The organism is Pseudomonas sp. AK-TSAG1-1 (assembly GCF_056821665.1).
This window is the reverse complement of the sequence record NZ_CM165965.1, coordinates 1,533,897-1,550,808: the sequence shown is the minus strand read 5'-3', so window position 1 is coordinate 1,550,808 and position 16,912 is coordinate 1,533,897. Positions and strand designations below refer to the sequence as shown.

Sequence of the window (16,912 nt, the reverse complement as noted above, 5' to 3'; positions counted from 1 at the left end):
ATGCGCACAGGATCGACCGATCGGTCACCACCGATGTTGATCTGGCTCAATGCTCGCTCGTGATAAAGTCGCCGCCCATCCGCCCCTTGTTTTGAGACTTCCTACGCAATGACCGATTTTCTGGATGTCGACGCCACCCTCGAAGACTGGAGCGCCCTGCGCGCCACCGCTGACTTCAACGGTCTGCTGGTGGGCAATGGCGCCAGCCGTGCGGTGTGGGACGATTTCGGCTACGACTCGCTGTTCGAAAACGCGCGCACGGTAGAAGAAAAACCGCTGAGCCCGTCGGAACTGAGCGTGTTCGACGCCCTGCAGACGCGCAGCTTCGAGCAGGTGCTCGGCGCGCTGAAAACCACCAGCCGGGTCAACAAGGCACTCGCCGTCAGCTCGGCCGCACCGCGCAATCGCTACTACGCGATCAAGGAAGCGCTGATCAACACCGTGCACGCCGTGCACATCCCGTGGCGGCTGGTGCAGGCCTCGACGCTGGCGACGCTGAATGAAGAACTGGCGCGCTATCGCACGGTGTTCACCAGCAATTACGACCTGCTCAACTACTGGGCGCTGCAACACGACAGCGAGGCCATCGACGATCTGTTCAATGGCCCCAATGCCAGTTTCGACCTGAGCGAAAGTGCCACGGCCAAACCGCGTTTGCTGTACCTGCATGGCGGTCTGCACCTGGTGCGCAATCAGGACGGCACTGCACGCAAACTGACTTCGACCGAAGGCACCCTGCTCGGCAGTTTTGCGATCAACAACACGATCAAGACCCTGGATGACGTGCCGCTGTTCGTCACCGAAGGGCCGAGCGCGGACAAACTCAAGACCATCCGCAGCTCGGATTATCTGTCGTTCTGCTATGAGCAGTTATTGGGTCATGGCGACAGTCTGTGCATCTTCGGCCAGGCCTTGGGCGAGCAGGATGCACACATCATTCGGGCCTTGCGGTTGGCAAAGCCAAAGACCGTGGCAATCTCGATTTATCCGCGCAGTGCGGCGTTCATCCAGCATCAGAAGCGCCATTACGCCAAGGTGTTCGAAGGGACCGGGGTTGAGTTGCGGTTCTTTGATTCGAAGACGCATGCGTTGGGCAGTCCGAAGTTGTCGGTGCCTGTCGAGGTTTGATGCAGACCTGACTGACACCTTCGCAAGCGAGCCCGCTCCGGGCGGCGTTCCGACGCAGCTTTCGGGGTCGGCTCATTCTTCCGAGCTGTGCACCACCACCAGCAACTGCGCCTGCACCTCGCCCACCGACCTGATCCGGTGCGGCTTTTGCGCATTGAAGTGCAGCGCATCGCCGCGCTCCAGCAGCACCCGCTCGTTCATGAAGTCCACTTCCACCTGCCCTTCGTGAACGAACAGAAACTCCTCGCCCAAATGCTCCTTGAACGTCTTGTCGGTGAATTCGCTCGGCGGGTAGATGATGAACGGCAGCAGGTTGCGTTCGCTGACCTGATGCGCCAGCACCGCATACCCGGGGCTCTGGTCATTGGCCGCCAGTGACTGGCGTTCGTGGCTGCGCACCAGGCTGTAGCTGTCGAGGCTGACGTTGTCTTCGGAGAACAACTCCTCGACCTTCACGTTCAGCGCTTTCGCCAGTTTCAACGCCGCAGCGATCGACGGGGTATTCAACCCGCGTTCGACTTTCGACAGGTAACTCTTGGTCATGCCGGATTTTTCGGCCAACGCCTCAAGGGTTACGCCAAGTTTTTTTCTCAATAATTTCAAACGGATAGACATGCGCAGCGGTTATTCCATCAAGGAAGCGACGATTTATGCTTGCCTATGACACTTTGTGTCATATAGGCTCTTTAGTGTCATTTGCAATCACCCAAAGGACACAGACATGGCCAAGACATTAGCACTACCCAAAGAACAACTGGTCAAGCAAGCGCTGACCCAGATGCAAAAAAGCCTGGCGGATAATACGTGGACCGATCGGCAAAAGCTGGCATTGACCTGCCGGATTCTGTTCGAAAGCGGGCATGACTCCGGTCTGGCCGGACAAATCACCGCCCGTGGCCCGCAACCCGGCACCTATTACACTCAACAACTGGGCCTGGGTTTCGATGAAATCACCGCGAGCAATCTGCTGCTGGTCAACGAAGACCTCGAAGTGCTCGAAGGTCACGGCATGGCCAACCCGGCCAACCGTTTCCACAGCTGGGTCTACCGCGCCCGACCGGACGTGAACTGCATCATTCACACCCACCCGACGCACATTGCCGCGCTGTCGATGCTGGAAGTGCCACTGCAGATTTCCCACATGGACCTATGCCCGCTGTACGACGATTGCGCGTTTCTCGAAGGCTGGCCAGGGGTACCGGTGGGTAACGAGGAAGGCGAACTGATCGCCGGTGCGCTGGGCGACAAACGCGCGATTCTGCTCTCGCACCACGGCCAGCTGTCGACCGGTACCACGATCGAAGAGGCCTGTGTCATCGCCCAACTGATCGAGCGCGCCGCCAAGTTGCAATTGCTGGCGATGGCTGCCGGCACGATCAAGCCGATCATTCCGGCGCTGGGTCGCGAGGCTCATGACTGGGTGTCGAAACCCAAACGCCACGCCGCCGCTTTCAACTACTACGCTCGGCAGAACCTGCGCCAACACGCCGATTGCCTGAACTGATTTGACCTTTCACGGAGACTCAACATGTCCAACATTCACGGCATTATCGGCTACACCATCACCCCGTTCGGCGTCAATGGCGAAGGCCTGGATCTGCCGGCCCTCGGTAAGTCCATCGATCGCCTGGTCGACAGCGGCGTCCACGCCATCGCCCCGCTGGGCAGCACCGGCGAAGGTGCCTACCTGAGTGACGCCGAGTGGGATCAGGTCGCCGAGTTCAGCCTCAAGCACGTCGCCAAACGGGTGCCGACCATCGTCAGCGTATCCGACCTGACCACCGCCAAAGCCGTACGCCGCGCGCGCTTCGCCGAAGCTCACGGTGCCGACGTGGTGATGGTGCTGCCGGCCTCGTACTGGAAGCTCACCGAGGCGGAAATCCTTGCCCACTACCGCGCGATCGGCGACAGCATCGGCGTGCCGATCATGCTCTACAACAACCCGGCCACCAGTGGCACGGACATGTCGGTGGAGCTGATTCTGCGCATCGTCAACGGCGTGGAAAACGTCACCATGGTCAAGGAGAGTACCGGCGACATTCAGCGCATGCACAAGCTGCAACTGCTCGGCGACGGCCAGGTGCCGTTCTACAACGGCTGCAACCCACTGGCACTGGAAGCGTTCGCCGCCGGGGCCAAGGGCTGGTGCACCGCCGCGCCGAACCTGATCCCGCAGCTGAATCTGGACTTGTACGCGGCCGCGCTGGCCGGTGACCTGGAACGGGCGCGCGAGCTGTTCTATCGCCAGCTGCCACTGCTGGACTTCATCCTCAAGGGCGGTTTGCCGGCGACGATCAAGGCTGGATTGCGTGAGACAGGGCTGGAGGTTGGTGATCCACGGTTGCCAGTGTTCCCCTTGAGCGAGGCTGGGCAAGGCCAGCTTCAGGCAATCCTCAAGACCCTGCGCTGATCCTCAGGCAATACACAAAACCGAATGTGGGAGCGGGCTTGCTCGCGAAAGCGGTTTATCAGTCAACGAAAATGTTGAAGGTAACGCCGCCTTCGCGAGCAAGCCCGCTCCCACATTTTTGATTTTCGGTGTTCTTCAGAGCACCGGCAACGTCTTGTCCTTGATCACTTTGCTCGGCCCGTTGGCCTTGACGCTGGCAATGCCTTTGGCGCATGCGGCGTCTGTGGAGTACGACTCGCTGCTGCCGATGATCTGGTGGTTGGCAGCCTTCAGATTGAAGTACGGATGGCCATCCTTGGTGGTCTTTTTCTCGTAACGTTCATCCAGCGGGCTGTTGGTCTGCACCGAGGCAATGCCGTTGTCGGCTGCCGCGCGGGTGGTGTAGAGCTCGCTGGTGAGAATGGTTTCGGCGTTGGCGGCCTTCAGTACAAACCTGAACTGACCGTTGCTGCTTTTGCTCACTTCGTACCATCCGGACATGCTCGTTTCTCCTGGGCGTTTGAGAGGTTTCGCGCTTCAGAGTAAAGACCAGCTCCAGACGTCTGTCGCCTGTCCTGGCCTCTTCGCGAGCAAGCCCGCTCCCACAGTTGAGCGCGTCCCATTGGGAGAACCCGGCCGAATGTGGGAGCGGGCTTGCTCGCGAAAGGGTCGACTCGCAATCGGCTATTTCACCGCCGCCCGTACCACCGACAACCCCGGCGCACTCACCCGCCGCTGAGTCAGATACCGCGTGCAACTCACCCGCAAGAAGGAGGCAAAATTCACCACTTCCCCGCGATAATCCATCACCTCCTCATACAGCTTGGCGATCAGTTGATTGGTGGTCATACCATCGACTTCGGCGATTTCGCTGAGGATGTCCCAGAACTGGTTTTCCAGGCGCAGGGTCGTCACCACACCGCAGATGCGCAGCGAGCGAGAGCGTGATTCGTAGAGAATCGGATCGGCCTTGACGTAGAGCTCGCACATGGGCGAATCCTCGTTACAGGGTAATTTGGGTGCCCAGCAAGCCGAGGAAACCGGCCAGCCAGTTCGGATGCGCCGGCCATGCCGGTGCCGTGGCCAGATTGCCTTGAACATGGCCGTCCGTCACCGGAATGTCGATGTACGTACCACCCGCCAGGCGCACTTCCGGGGCGCAGGCCGGATAGGCGCTGCATTCGCGCCCTTCGAGAACGCCCGCCGCCGCCAGCAGTTGCGCGCCATGGCAGACCGCGGCAATCGGCTTGCCGGCCTTGTCGAACGCGCGCACCAGCGCCAGGACTTTTTCGTTCAGGCGCAAGTATTCCGGCGCGCGACCGCCCGGGATCAGCAGCGCGTCGTAGTCTGCCTCGGCGACCTTGGCGAAGTCGAAGTTGAGGGCGAACAGGTGACCGGGTTTCTCGCTGTAAGTCTGGTCACCTTCGAAGTCATGGATCGCGGTACGCACGGTCTTGCCGGCAGCCTTGTCCGGGCACACGGCATGCACGGTATGACCGACCATCTGCAGGGCCTGGAACGGCACCATCACTTCGTAGTCTTCGACGTAATCGCCGACCAGCATCAGGATTTTTTTCGCGGCCATGGGGAGGACTCCTCTGGGAAAGGGCTTGCAGGAGTATTCAAGGTAGACCTTATCCGCTCGGGCAGGTAACAACCGGCTACTACGGGAGACCGCGTTATCGTTCTTCGCGAGCAAGCCCGCTCCCACAGAGAAATGCATTCCAAGGGTGGGAGCGGGCTTGCTCGCGAAAGGGCCATGGAACTGTATGGATAAGTCTGTGCCTAGCTGTAGCAGCCCGAACCACCCGGTTTATGGCTAGATGAAGGCACCTTCCCTGCCACCTTCGTCTGGTTACCCATCATGTCTTCGCGCGAAAACACCGGCATGGCCCTGGGCCTGCTCGGGGTTGTGATTTTCAGCCTCACCCTGCCCTTCACCCGGATCGTGGTGCAGGAACTGCATCCGCTGCTCAATGGCCTCGGTCGGGCGTTGTTCGCGGCGATTCCGGCGGCGCTGCTGCTGTTATGGCGCCGGGAAAAGTGGCCGACCTGGCAGCAGGTCAAAGGCCTGAGCCTGGTGATCGCCGGGGTGATTCTCGGGTTTCCGGTGCTGTCGGCATGGGCCATGCAGACCTTGCCGGCGTCCCACGGCGCCTTGGTCAACGGTCTGCAGCCGCTGTGCGTGGCGCTGTATGCGGCGTGGCTGTCCCATGAACGCCCGTCGAAAGCCTTCTGGGCCTGCGCCGCGCTGGGCAGTGCGCTGGTGCTCGGTTACGCGTTGTACACCGGCGCCGGCAGCATTCAGGCCGGGGACTTGTTGATGCTCGGCGCGATTGCCGTGGGGGGGCTGGGGTATGCCGAGGGTGGCCGACTGGCGAAAGAGATGGGCGGCTGGCAGGTGATCTGCTGGGCGCTGGTGCTGTCGACGCCGCTGCTGATCGGGCCGGTGTTGTACCTGGCGCTGCAGCATCAGGGTGCGGTGTCGGCCAAGACCTGGTGGGCCTTCGGCTACGTGGCACTGTTCTCGCAGTTTCTCGGGTTTTTCGCCTGGTACGCCGGGCTGGCAATGGGCGGGATCGCGCGGGTCAGTCAGATCCAGTTGCTGCAGATCTTCTTCACCATCGCGTTTTCGGCGCTGTTCTTTGGCGAACATGTGGAACCGATCACCTGGGTGTTTGCCTCTGGTGTGATCGCCACCGTGATGCTCGGCCGCAAGACCGCCATCAAACCCCATGTGGGAGCGAGCCTGCTCGCGAAGGGGCCGTAACAGCCGGCATCATCGTTGGCTGGCAGTCTGCCTTCGCGGGCAGGCTCGCTCCCACAAGGTCAGGCCAGGTAACCGTCGGCGCGCAGCAGGGTTTCCAGGCAGTGCTCACTGATGTTGTAGAACGCCTTCAACTCCTCAATCTTCACCAGCAACTGAGCCGGGTCTACCGGCTCGGCGCGCTTCACCGCAAGGATCATCTTGTTTTTGTTGGTGTGCTCCAGCGAGATGAACTCGAACACCTTGGTCTCATACCCGCAGGCCTCAAGGAACAGCGCACGCAGACTGTCGGTGACCATTTCCGCCTGCTGACCGAGGTGCAGACCGTATTGCAGCATCGGCTTGAGCAGCGCCGGGCTCTGAATCTGCAGGCGGATCTGTTTGTGGCAGCACGGCGAGCACATGATGATCGAGGCACCCGAACGAATGCCGGTGTGGATCGCGTAGTCGGTAGCGATGTCGCAGGCATGCAGGGCGATCATCACCTCCAGTTCGCTCGGCGCGACGCTGCGCACGTCACCGCACTTGAACACCAGCCCCGGGTGTTCCAGCTTCGCCGCGGCGGCGTTGCACAGGTTGACCATCTCTTCACGCAACTCGACGCCAGTGACTTCGCCTTCGGCCTGGAGCGTGTTGCGCAAGTAGTCGTGAATCGCGAACGTCAGGTAACCCTTGCCCGAACCGAAATCCGCCACGCGCACCGGTTTGTCCAGCGCCAGCGGTGACGAGGTCAGGGCGTGGCTGAAGACTTCGATGAACTTGTTGATCTGCTTCCACTTGCGCGACATTGCCGGGATCAACTCATGCTGCGCGTTGGTCACGCCCAAGTCTTTGAGGAACGGTCGGCTCAGGTCCAGAAAGCGGTTCTTCTCGCGGTTGTGCTCGGCAGACGGCGCTTCACGCAATTGCTGAGGTTTGCTCTTGAACAGCGAACTCTTGCCCTTTTTGCTGTATTCGAGCTGGGCTTCGTCGGTCACGGTCAGCAAATGCGCATTTTTGAACGCAGCAGGCAGCAGCTCGGCAATCACCGCCACGCCTTCGCTCAGCGGCAGGTTCTTGGTGATGTCGCGGGTCTTGTAGCGATAGACAAAGGACAGGTTGGGCTGAGCCTTGACCGTCACCGCCTTGACGATGATCCGCTGCAGATCAGCTTCTTCGCCCACGTACTTGGCCAGCACCAGCTTGATGAAGCCGCTCTGCTCGAGGCTGGTTTGCAGCAGCTCGATGAACTGGGCGTGGTGATCGGGCGCAGGCTTGATGGAAGGAGCAGTAACGGACATGGAAAAGCGGCCTCGGACGGGCGAAATCGGGAATGGCGGGTATTTTAGGGGGGAAGGGAGTTGGGGACACGCTCTTATTTACCCAACGGTGCAAACCGTGACATTTAACCTTGTGGTGAGGGGATTTATCCTCTCACCACAAGGAAACGGCTGTGCCCGGGAAGATCAGGCCAGCACGATAAGCCGATTCGGCAATTCATTCCTCACCTGCGTCACCGGCACATGCACTTTCAGCAGCTCGCCGCAGGCCTCGATGCAGGTGACGAACCCGTCCAGCGTGCGCCCCTGCCGCACTTGCTCGGTGAATGCCGCGACAATCGCATCCCAGCTCTTGTTGTCCAGCCGTCTGGAAATGCCCTCATCCACCAGAATTTCCACATAGCGCTCAGCCTCACAGACAAAAATCAGCACCCCGGTGCTGCCCACCGTGTGGTGCAGGTTCTGTTCGAGAAACTGCCGCCGCGCCAGGTTCGACGCACGCCAGTGCCGCACCCGGCGCGGGATCAGGTGGGTGGTGACCTTCGGCAAACGAAACAGCAGGCACAGGACAATGAACAGCCCCCATTGCACCAGCAACAGGCTGTGCATGGTCAGCCAGCCGGTCAGGTAATGCACGATGCCCGGCACCAGCAGCGCCAGCAGGCTGGCCCACAGCAACGGGATGTACGCATAGTCGTCGGCGCGGGCCGCCAGCACCGTCACCAGTTCGGCGTCGGTGTCGCGCTCGACCCGGGCAATCGCCTCGGCGACTTTGCGTTGTTCGTGTTCGGTCAGTAATGCCATGTCGAAAAGTGCCTGATCATTATTGTTGTGTGCTCACCAGCCGCCGGACGAACCACCGCCGCCGAAACTGCCCCCGCCGCCGCTGAAGCCCCCGCCTCCACCGCCGCCGCCAAAACCACCACCACCGAAACCGCCCCCGCCACCGGAGCCGCCACGGCCGGCGGGAAGGATACCGAGCATCTGGCAGACAAACACCGTCAGGATGAACAACATCAGCAGAAAAACGAACAGCGCCGGATGCCGCGAGACGAAATCGTCGGACGGGTCACCACTCGGCTCATACACCGTCGAGGGCTCGTCCAGCGGGTTGCCGCCCAGCACCACCAGCATCGCCGCCACGCCATCGCTGATGCCCTTGCTGAAATTGCCGGTCTTGAACGCCGGGGTAATCACTTGATGGATGATCACCGAAGTCTGTGCATCGGTCAGCCGATCCTCCAGCCCGTAACCGACTTCGATGCGCAGCTTGCGCTCGTCCCGGGCGACGATCAGCAGCGCGCCGTTGTTTTTGTCCTTCTGGCCGATGCCCCAGTGCCGGCCCAGTTGCACGCCGTAATCTTCGATGGTGGTGCCTTGCAGATCGGGCACCGTGACCACCACCAGTTGCTCGCCGGTCGCCTGCTCATGAGCTTGCAACTGCTGGCTCAACTGCGCGCGCACCGAGGGTTCGAGCATTTGCGCCTCGTCCACCACCCGCCCGCTCAGCGCCGGGAACGTCAACTCGGCCCGGGCGCTGACGGCAAACAGCCACAGCATCAGCACCAGGCCTATCTTCAACACACGCATGGGCAACCTCATCCGCAACAACGGATCAGAACTTCACTTCCGGGGCCTTTTCCGCACCGGGGGTGGTGGCTTCGAAGGTTTCGCGAATCGGCAGATCGCTGTACATCACGCTGTGCCAGAGGCGACCGGGAAAGGTGCGGATCTCGGTGTTGTACTTCTGCACCGCCAGAATGAAATCGCGCCGCGCCACGGCAATCCGGTTTTCCGTGCCTTCGAGCTGCGATTGCAGGGCCAGGAAGTTCTGATTGGCCTTCAGGTCCGGATATCGCTCGGACACCACCATCAGACGGCTCAATGCACCGCTCAACTGATCCTGGGCCTGCTGGAACTGCTTGAGTTTTTCCGGGTTGTCGAGGGTGCTGGCATCGACCTGGATCGATGTCGCCTTGGCCCGGGCCTCGACCACTGCGGTCAGGGTCGCCTCTTCATGCTTGGCGTAGCCTCTGACGGTTTCCACCAGATTGGGGATCAGGTCGGCGCGGCGCTGGTACTGGTTCTGTACCTGGCCCCAGGCCGCCTTGGCCTGCTCGTCTAGGGTCGGAATGTTGTTGATGCCACACGCGGTCAACAACGTGGCGAGCACCAGCAGCGTGGCGATCTGCAAACGCGAGCGGTAGGTTGGACTGACATTCATCAAAGTGATGCTCCCTGGCGTATTTCGTGAAAAGACCGACCGTGAAACCTTCTGCATCGGCGGTTGGGGCATAATCGGCCGCGCCACTGGATTGCAACGGGCCAATGGGCTAAAAAGAGGCCCTGCGCATACGCTGCCGACGGTCGGCGGGCGTTTTTCGGCTCGGTCTTTTTGAGCCTGCACCCGAACAACAATAGTCGCTCCCTAACTTTTGGCTGGCCGGCATTGCATTGCCGTTTGGGCCCTTGAGAAAAATATTCATGAAGAAGCTGTGTTTGCTGGGTCTGTTCGTCAGCCTGGCCAGTCATCAAGTATTGGCCGCCACGACCCCGGTACCCCTGGAAAACAAGGACGCGTTCATCAGCAATCTGATGAAGCAAATGACCCTCGATGAAAAGATCGGCCAGTTGCGCCTGATCAGCATCGGCCCGGAAATGCCCCGCGAACTGATCCGCAAAGAGATCGCCGCCGGCAACATCGGCGGTACGTTCAACTCGATCACCCGCCCGGAAAACCGTCCGATGCAGGACGCGGCGATGCGCAGCCGCCTGAAGATCCCGATGTTTTTTGCGTACGACGTGATCCACGGTCACCGTACGATTTTCCCGATTCCGCTGGCCCTGGCGTCGAGCTGGGACATGGACGCCATCGGCCAGTCCGGGCGCATTGCCGCCAAAGAGGCCGCCGCCGACAGCCTCGACATCACCTTCGCGCCGATGGTCGATATCTCCCGCGACCCGCGCTGGGGCCGCAGCTCCGAGGGTTTCGGCGAAGACACCTACCTGACTTCGCGCATCGCCAAAGTGATGGTCAAGGCCTATCAGGGCGACACCCCGAGCGCATCCGACAGCATCATGGCCAGCGTCAAGCACTTCGCCCTGTATGGCGCAGTCGAGGGCGGTCGTGACTACAACGTCGTCGACATGAGCCCGGTCAAGATGTACCAGGACTACCTGCCACCGTACCGCGCGGCGATCGATGCCGGCGCCGGCGGGGTGATGGTGGCGTTGAATTCGATCAACGGTATTCCGGCCACGGCCAACACCTGGCTGATGAACGATCTGCTGCGCAAGGACTGGGGTTTCAAGGGCCTGGCGGTCAGCGACCACGGTGCGATCTTCGAACTGATCAAGCACGGCGTCGCCGCCGACGGTCGCGAAGCGGCGAAGCTGGCGATCAAGGCCGGCATCGACATGAGCATGAACGACACGCTGTACGGCAAAGAGCTGCCGGGGCTGCTCAAGTCCGGCGAGATCGAACAGAAAGACATCGACAACGCAGTGCGCGAAGTGCTCGCCGCCAAGTACGACATGGGCCTGTTCAAGGACCCGTACCTGCGCATCGGCAAGGCCGAGGATGATCCGGCCGACACCTACGCCGACAGCCGCCTGCACCGCGCCGAGGCCCGCGAAGTGGCGCGCCGCAGCCTGGTGCTGCTGAAGAACCAGAACGACACGCTGCCGCTGAAGAAAACCGCGAAAGTCGCGCTGGTCGGCCCGCTGGCCAAGGCCCCGATCGACATGATGGGCAGCTGGGCGGCGGCGGGTAAACCGGCGCAATCGGTCACTCTGTTTGATGGCATGAACTCGGTGATCGGCGACAAGGCGAACCTGATCTACGCCCGTGGCGCGAACATCACCAGCGACAAGAAGGTGCTCGATTACCTGAACTTCCTCAACTTCGACGCGCCGGAAGTGGTCGATGACCCGCGCCCGGCCAACGTGCTGATCGACGAAGCGCTGAAAGCCGCCAAGGACGCCGATGTGATCGTTGCCGCCGTGGGCGAGTCCCGTGGCATGTCCCACGAATCGTCCAGCCGCACCGACCTGAACATCCCGGAAAACCAGCGCGAGCTGATCCGCGCGCTGAAAGCCACCGGCAAGCCACTGGTGCTGGTGCTGATGAACGGCCGACCGCTGACCCTTCTCGAAGAGAACCAGTCGGCTGACGCGATTCTCGAAACCTGGTTCAGCGGCACCGAGGGCGGCAATGCCATCGCTGACGTGCTGTTCGGCGACTACAACCCGTCGGGCAAACTGCCGGTGACCTTCCCGCGTTCCGTGGGCCAGATCCCGACCTACTACAACCACCTGAGCATTGGCCGGCCGTTCACGCCGGGCAAACCGGGTAACTACACCTCGCAGTATTTCGACGACACCACAGGTCCGCTGTTCCCGTTCGGCTATGGCCTGAGCTACACCCAATTCACCCTGAGCGACATGGCGCTGTCATCGACCACGCTGAACACCACCGGCAAGCTCGATGCCAGTGTCACCCTGAAAAACACCGGTAAGCGCGACGGCGAAACCGTGGTGCAGCTGTACATTCAGGACGTCACCGGTTCAATGATCCGCCCGGTGAAAGAACTGAAGAACTTCCAGAAAATCATGCTCAAGGCCGGTGAACAGAAAGTCGTGCATTTCACCATCACCGAGGATGATCTGAAGTTCTACAACGCCCAGCTCAAGTACGCGGCGGAGCCTGGCAAGTTCAACGTGCAGATCGGCCTGGATTCGCAGGACGTGACGCAGCAGAGCTTTGAATTGCTGTAACAAGCACCGCAATACCCTGTAGGAGTGAGCCTGCTCGCGATTGCGGTCATTCAGCTGGATCAAAGCTGACTGACACACCGCATTCGGGAGCAAGCCCCCTCCCACATTTGGATTTCAGTGTTTATTTGGCGGAGCGACTAACCGCGTCTGTCGAGAATATTCACTACCACCCGATCCACCCATCCCCAAATCCGCTGCTTCACCCGTCGCCACAACGGTCGGCGCCGCCACTCTTCCAGACTCACCTGCTGACTCAGCCCGAAGTCCTTCTCGAAACTCTTCACCACCGCTGCCGTCAGTGACGGATCCAGTGCCTCCAGGTTCGCCTCCAGATTGAAGCGCAGATTCCAGTGATCGAAGTTGCACGAGCCGATGCTCACCCAGTCGTCCACCAAGACCATTTTCAGGTGCAGGAAGCACGGCTGGTATTCGAAGATCTGCACCCCGGCCTTGAGCAGGCGCGGGTAGTAGCGATGGCCGGCGTATCGCACTGACGGGTGATCGGTGCGCGGCCCGGTCAGCAGCAGCCGGACGTCGACACCACGAGCGGCGGCCTTGCGCAGCGAGCGGCGGATTTTCCAGGTGGGCAGGAAATACGGGGTGGCCATCCAGATGCGTTTCTGCCCGCTGTTCAAGGCGCGGAACAGCGATTGCAGAATGTCGCGGTGCTGACGCGCATCGGCGTACGCCACGCGGCCCATGCCCTCGCCCATGTCCGGCACCTTGGGCAAGCGTGGCAGGCCGACATGCGCCGAAGGCTTCCACGCCCGGCGATGACGGTTGGCAATCCATTGGCGGTCGAACAGTATCTGCCAGTCGAGCACCAGCGGGCCGGTGATTTCCACCATCACTTCATGCCACTCGCTGGTGTCCTGTTCCGGGGTCCAGAATTCATCGGTCACCCCGGTGCCGCCAACCACCGCCAGACGCTGATCGACCAGCAGCAGTTTGCGGTGATCGCGATAGAAATTGCCGACCCAGCGCCGCCAGTTCAGGCGATTGTAGAAACGCAGTTCGACCCCGGCTTTTATCAGGCGCTGACGCAGGTGCAGGGTAAACGCGAGGCTGCCGTAATCATCGAACAGGCAGCGCACCCGCACTCCGCGCTCGGCGGCCTGCACCAGCGCCTGGACCACGGCTTCGGCGCAGGCGCCCGCCTCCACCAGATACAACTCCAGTTCGACCTGTTCTTCAGCGCGGGCAATCTCCACCAGCATGCGCGGGAAGAATTGCGGGCCGTCGATCATCAGTTCGAAACGGTTGCCGTCACGCCACGGGAACACCGCGCCACGCATGTCAGCGCGCCGTGAAGATCAGCACCGCACCCACCGGCACCGACAGACTGATGGCCGACAACCCGGCCAGGTTACGCAGGGTTTCCAGCCCCGGCACCAGATCGAAATCCTCGGCGTTGATCACCAACGGTTCCAGGGTCACCACTTGAAAGCGTCGGTCATCGAGACGCGTCGCCAGCAACTCGGCCGGGTATTGGTGTTGTTTGCCGTGCAGATTCACGGTCAGCGGCAGACGCAATTCAAGCTGCGCGCCGGGGGCCAGATCGTTGATCGGGCGCAGGTCGATCTGGGTGCTGATGGTCGCTTCCGGAAATTGCTCGATCTGGAACAGCTCCTTGCGCATGCGCTCGTCACGCAGCGGGATACCGCTGTTGATCGAGTCCAGTTCGACTTCGACCTCGGCCCGACCGCTGGGGTCGACCTTGCCGTGCAGCACCAGAAAGCGCTGTACTTCGGAAACATGGGCATTCTTGGTGCTGACAAACGACAGCCGCGACGACTCGCCGTCCAAATACCAGTTGGCCTGCGCCGGCAGCGCGGCGGCGGCCAGCAGCAGACTGGCGAAGGCTGTAGAGAGGGGGCGGTTGAACATTGAACACTCGCTGGGCGATAAACCTGCACGAACCTTAACCGCCCACCGAGTTATTGCAAGCCCTGTGGGAACGAGCCTGCTCGCGAACTCAATGCACGTCGCACTGCAGGTATTGCGGCCAGCGCCGATTTCGCGAGCAGGCTCGCTGCCACAGAGGGATGGCGTAACTCAGGGATTGAGCCGGCAGCCCTGGCGTTCGCTCAGCCACTGTGCACGGTTGCTGCGGCCCATGCCGCTGACGGTGATGGTCTTGCTCGCGCTGTCGTCGGTAAAGCTGCTGGTGGGCAGCCACTGTTTCACGTAGCCCCGGCAATACTGCGCTTCGTTGTTCATCACGTAGCGACACGAACAATATTCCTTCGCCGTGTAGGCACTGATGATGTCCGGAAACGCCCACAGGTTGTCCCGCTCGTGCCAGATCCAGCCGAGCAGCACGATCAACAGCAACAGCAGAATCCGCTTGAGCAGTTTCATGGCTGCACCGCCTTGAGCACGCGCTTGAGCAGTTCGTTATGGCGGTAGCTGCCGTCACGATCATCGGCATAACGCACGATCACCAGTTTCTCGCTGGGGATCACATACAGTGCCTGGCCCCAGTGGCCCAAAGCGGCGAAGGTGTCGGGGGGCGCGTCGGGCCACGGCGAGGCGGCGCCATCGGCCGGGCGATTGAGCCACCACTGACCACCGGGCACCGCCTCATCCTGATGCGCCTTGTAGCCGGCAAACGGTTCACGGTTGAAGGCCAGCCAAGCCTTGGGCAACAACTGTCGATCATTCCAGCGCCCGTCGCGGGCCATCAGCAGACCGACCCGCGCCAGATCACGGGCGGTGAGATAGGCATAAGACGAAGCGACAAACGTGCCGCCGGCATCGGTTTCCCACACGGCGTGGCGAATGCCCAGCGGCTCGAACAGCGCCGTCCACGGATAGTCGGGATAACGCTGCGGGCCAACCATGTTTCTCAGCGCGGCGGCCAACAGATTGCTGTCGCCACTGGAATAACGGAACGCCTGCCCCGGTGGCGCGTAGGCGTCGCGATCGGCGGTGAACCCGGGCATGTCGCGATGCCCCCGGGTATAGAGCATCGCCACCACTGAGGACTTCAGCGGGGCGTATTCGTAGTCTTCCTGCCAGTCCAGGCCGGAAGCCCAGTGCAGCAGGTCGGCGACTGTGATGGCCGGGTGTTTTTCCAGTGGCGGGTAGAACCTCACGGCCGGATCTTCGAGCCTGAACAAGCCTTCGCCATACGCCACGCCCAGCACCGTGGCCATCAGGCTTTTACTGATCGACCAGGTCAGGTGCGGGGTCTCGGCACGGGTCGGGCCGGCGTAGCGTTCGTAGATGATCTGGCCGTCGCGGATGATCAGCAGCGCGTCGGTGCGGATGCCTTTGCGGGTGGTGTCGTCGCGGGGTGGGAAGGCGTAACTCGCCAAAGCCTCTGCGGTTGGGTCACTGATCTTCGGGCCGGTCGGCCATTGTTCAGCAGGCCATGGTTCGGCGTGAACGGTGAAGCTGATCAGCAGCAGAAACAGAGGCAGGCCTTTGAACATGGTGAGGGCTCTGGGAATGAACCTGCTCAGATTAGTCGGGGTTTATGACAGAGGTGCAGTGATTTTGCGGCCGCCTTCGCGAGCAGGCTCGCTCCCACAGTTGACCGAGCTCCTTCAGTAGGAATGCGATCAAACTGTGGGAGCGGGCTTGCTCGCGAAGGGGCCCGTCAGCCCACCGCCAAAGCGTTGGCCAGGCGCTTGGCTCGTGCCCCCGCCGCCAACTGCATCACCGACTGATCACGCTGCCACATCGCCGCCCACTCGTGACTGCTATCGGCCATCGCCTGATCGACCTCGATTTTCAGCGCATCAAACTGCGCAAACAACCCACCCAGCAACACATGCCCGAACGGATTGTCCGGCGGCTGTCGGCTCGCCTCCGCACACCCGGCCAATAGCGCCAGCAAGCGCAATTGCAGGGTCTGCGACCAGCCACTGTCCTGGCCGACGCCATACAGCCACGCGGTCATGGCGCTCAACACATAGACATCTTCCAGGGTGCGAAACGGCTTCACATAAGCATCCCAGCCATCCCCGGCGAGCAACTCGCACAGCGCGCCATCCAGATGCAGCCGACCGTGACTGATGTCCGGCATCAACGGCAGTGCCGGGAGTTTTTCCACACGCACGCCGGGTTCGCCGGGGTACACCACCGCCAGACTCAGGCGTGGTGAATCGCCGGGCTCTTCATGGCGCGCGGCGACGAGCAGCCAGTCCGCCGCATCCCCTGCGGTGACGAAATCTTTCTGCCCACTGAGGCGCAAATCAGTCAGGCGCGTCTGCATGTCCGCCGGGCGCAGGCTGCGCTGTTCGGTCGCACACAACGCGCCAAGACTTGGCGGTGCGCTCGGCCAGAGCATGCGCAATGCCGCCTGATAACCCACCAGAAATGCGAGCCCCGGTGTCGCCATTCGCCGCCCTCCCGCCACCGCAAGTTCGAACGGCGTCACGTTGCCCAATTGATGCAACAACATGGCGAAACCCTCCGCCAGATCAGCGACGGCGGGCAGGCGTTCACGGCTTTCGAGCAGGCTGGGCCAGGGCATAGAGGCTCCTTGTGGGCTGTCATACAAGCATCACCAAACGTTCATGGCGATGACACCGGGGCTACATAGCCTGACTTTGCACAACATGGCTGCATAAAGAAAGTCGATCG

At 61.4% G+C, this 16,912-nt stretch carries 18 protein-coding genes; 5 read left to right on the top strand and 13 right to left on the bottom strand.

What is annotated here, in order from left to right; translation table 11 throughout:
* Positions 1 to 108: 108 nt before the first annotated feature.
* Positions 109 to 1,128, top strand: coding sequence for a DUF4917 family protein (locus tag AC1UK9_RS07035; protein WP_482579755.1), 1,020 nt, complete (start codon positions 109 to 111; stop codon positions 1,126 to 1,128).
* Positions 1,129 to 1,200: 72 nt separating this feature from the next.
* On the opposite strand, the gene AC1UK9_RS07030 is transcribed toward AC1UK9_RS07035, so the two are convergent.
* Complete coding sequence (locus tag AC1UK9_RS07030; protein WP_003222480.1) at positions 1,201 to 1,743, bottom strand: helix-turn-helix domain-containing protein; 543 nt, start codon at positions 1,741 to 1,743, stop codon at positions 1,201 to 1,203.
* Between the two features lie 106 nt (positions 1,744 to 1,849).
* Between AC1UK9_RS07030 and AC1UK9_RS07025 the strand changes: the two genes are divergently transcribed.
* Both AC1UK9_RS07025 and AC1UK9_RS07020 read left to right on the top strand, forming a co-directional pair.
* Complete coding sequence (locus AC1UK9_RS07025) at positions 1,850 to 2,632, top strand: aldolase (protein WP_025110710.1); 783 nt, start codon at positions 1,850 to 1,852, stop codon at positions 2,630 to 2,632.
* Between the two features lie 24 nt (positions 2,633 to 2,656).
* A complete protein-coding gene (locus tag AC1UK9_RS07020) occupies positions 2,657 to 3,538 on the top strand; it encodes a dihydrodipicolinate synthase family protein (protein WP_482579754.1) in 882 nt (293 codons plus the stop codon).
* Positions 3,539 to 3,673: 135 nt separating this feature from the next.
* On the opposite strand, the gene AC1UK9_RS07015 is transcribed toward AC1UK9_RS07020, so the two are convergent.
* From AC1UK9_RS07015 to AC1UK9_RS07005, 3 genes are all read right to left on the bottom strand, one after another.
* Positions 3,674 to 4,018 carry a YegP family protein gene (locus AC1UK9_RS07015; protein WP_025110712.1) on the bottom strand — a complete coding sequence of 115 codons (345 nt, stop codon included), beginning with the start codon at positions 4,016 to 4,018 and terminating at the stop codon, positions 3,674 to 3,676.
* A gap of 183 nt (positions 4,019 to 4,201) precedes the next feature.
* Complete coding sequence (locus tag AC1UK9_RS07010; protein ID WP_482579753.1) at positions 4,202 to 4,507, bottom strand: ribbon-helix-helix domain-containing protein; 306 nt, start codon at positions 4,505 to 4,507, stop codon at positions 4,202 to 4,204.
* Positions 4,508 to 4,520: 13 nt separating this feature from the next.
* A complete protein-coding gene (locus AC1UK9_RS07005; protein ID WP_482579752.1) occupies positions 4,521 to 5,102 on the bottom strand; it encodes a DJ-1/PfpI family protein in 582 nt (193 codons plus the stop codon).
* Between the two features lie 279 nt (positions 5,103 to 5,381).
* On the opposite strand from AC1UK9_RS07005, the gene AC1UK9_RS07000 reads away from it, so the two are divergent.
* Positions 5,382 to 6,287: a DMT family transporter gene (locus AC1UK9_RS07000; RefSeq protein WP_473014715.1), complete on the top strand. Its 906-nt coding sequence runs from the start codon at positions 5,382 to 5,384 to the stop codon at positions 6,285 to 6,287.
* Positions 6,288 to 6,346: 59 nt separating this feature from the next.
* On the opposite strand, the gene AC1UK9_RS06995 is transcribed toward AC1UK9_RS07000, so the two are convergent.
* From AC1UK9_RS06995 to AC1UK9_RS06980, 4 genes are all read right to left on the bottom strand, one after another.
* The gene (locus tag AC1UK9_RS06995) at positions 6,347 to 7,564 is read right to left on the bottom strand and encodes a class I SAM-dependent methyltransferase (RefSeq protein WP_025110716.1); all 1,218 of its coding nucleotides are present in this window, start codon (positions 7,562 to 7,564) and stop codon (positions 6,347 to 6,349) included.
* A 165-nt stretch (positions 7,565 to 7,729) separates the two neighbouring features.
* Positions 7,730 to 8,347 (bottom strand): TPM domain-containing protein, encoded by a 618-nt coding sequence (locus AC1UK9_RS06990; protein ID WP_025110717.1) that lies wholly within the window; start codon positions 8,345 to 8,347, stop codon positions 7,730 to 7,732.
* Positions 8,348 to 8,380: 33 nt separating this feature from the next.
* Entirely contained in the window at positions 8,381 to 9,133 is a 753-nt protein-coding gene (locus AC1UK9_RS06985; RefSeq protein WP_473014714.1) for a TPM domain-containing protein, read from the bottom strand.
* A 25-nt stretch (positions 9,134 to 9,158) separates the two neighbouring features.
* Positions 9,159 to 9,767 (bottom strand): LemA family protein, encoded by a 609-nt coding sequence (locus AC1UK9_RS06980; protein WP_025110719.1) that lies wholly within the window; start codon positions 9,765 to 9,767, stop codon positions 9,159 to 9,161.
* 260 nt (positions 9,768 to 10,027) lie between these two features.
* On the opposite strand from AC1UK9_RS06980, the gene bglX reads away from it, so the two are divergent.
* Positions 10,028 to 12,319, top strand: a complete 2,292-nt coding sequence (gene bglX, locus AC1UK9_RS06975; protein ID WP_473014712.1) for a beta-glucosidase BglX — start codon at positions 10,028 to 10,030, stop codon at positions 12,317 to 12,319.
* Positions 12,320 to 12,456: 137 nt separating this feature from the next.
* Here bglX and AC1UK9_RS06970 read toward each other — a convergent pair whose 3' ends face one another.
* From AC1UK9_RS06970 to AC1UK9_RS06950, 5 genes are all read right to left on the bottom strand, one after another.
* Positions 12,457 to 13,614: a phospholipase D-like domain-containing protein gene (locus AC1UK9_RS06970; protein WP_473014711.1), complete on the bottom strand. Its 1,158-nt coding sequence runs from the start codon at positions 13,612 to 13,614 to the stop codon at positions 12,457 to 12,459.
* Between the two features lies 1 nt (position 13,615).
* On the bottom strand, positions 13,616 to 14,206 hold the full coding sequence (locus AC1UK9_RS06965) for a YceI family protein (protein WP_025110722.1): 591 nt from the start codon (positions 14,204 to 14,206) through the stop codon (positions 13,616 to 13,618).
* Between the two features lie 168 nt (positions 14,207 to 14,374).
* Positions 14,375 to 14,680 carry an amidase gene (locus AC1UK9_RS06960; RefSeq protein ID WP_482579751.1) on the bottom strand — a complete coding sequence of 102 codons (306 nt, stop codon included), beginning with the start codon at positions 14,678 to 14,680 and terminating at the stop codon, positions 14,375 to 14,377.
* Positions 14,677 to 15,756: a serine hydrolase domain-containing protein gene (locus AC1UK9_RS06955; protein WP_482579750.1), complete on the bottom strand. Its 1,080-nt coding sequence runs from the start codon at positions 15,754 to 15,756 to the stop codon at positions 14,677 to 14,679. Before AC1UK9_RS06955 ends, AC1UK9_RS06960 begins: the two co-directional genes overlap by 4 nt.
* 167 nt (positions 15,757 to 15,923) lie before the next feature.
* Positions 15,924 to 16,802: an acyl-CoA dehydrogenase family protein gene (locus AC1UK9_RS06950; RefSeq protein WP_482579749.1), complete on the bottom strand. Its 879-nt coding sequence runs from the start codon at positions 16,800 to 16,802 to the stop codon at positions 15,924 to 15,926.
* Between the last annotated feature and the right edge of the window lie 110 nt (positions 16,803 to 16,912).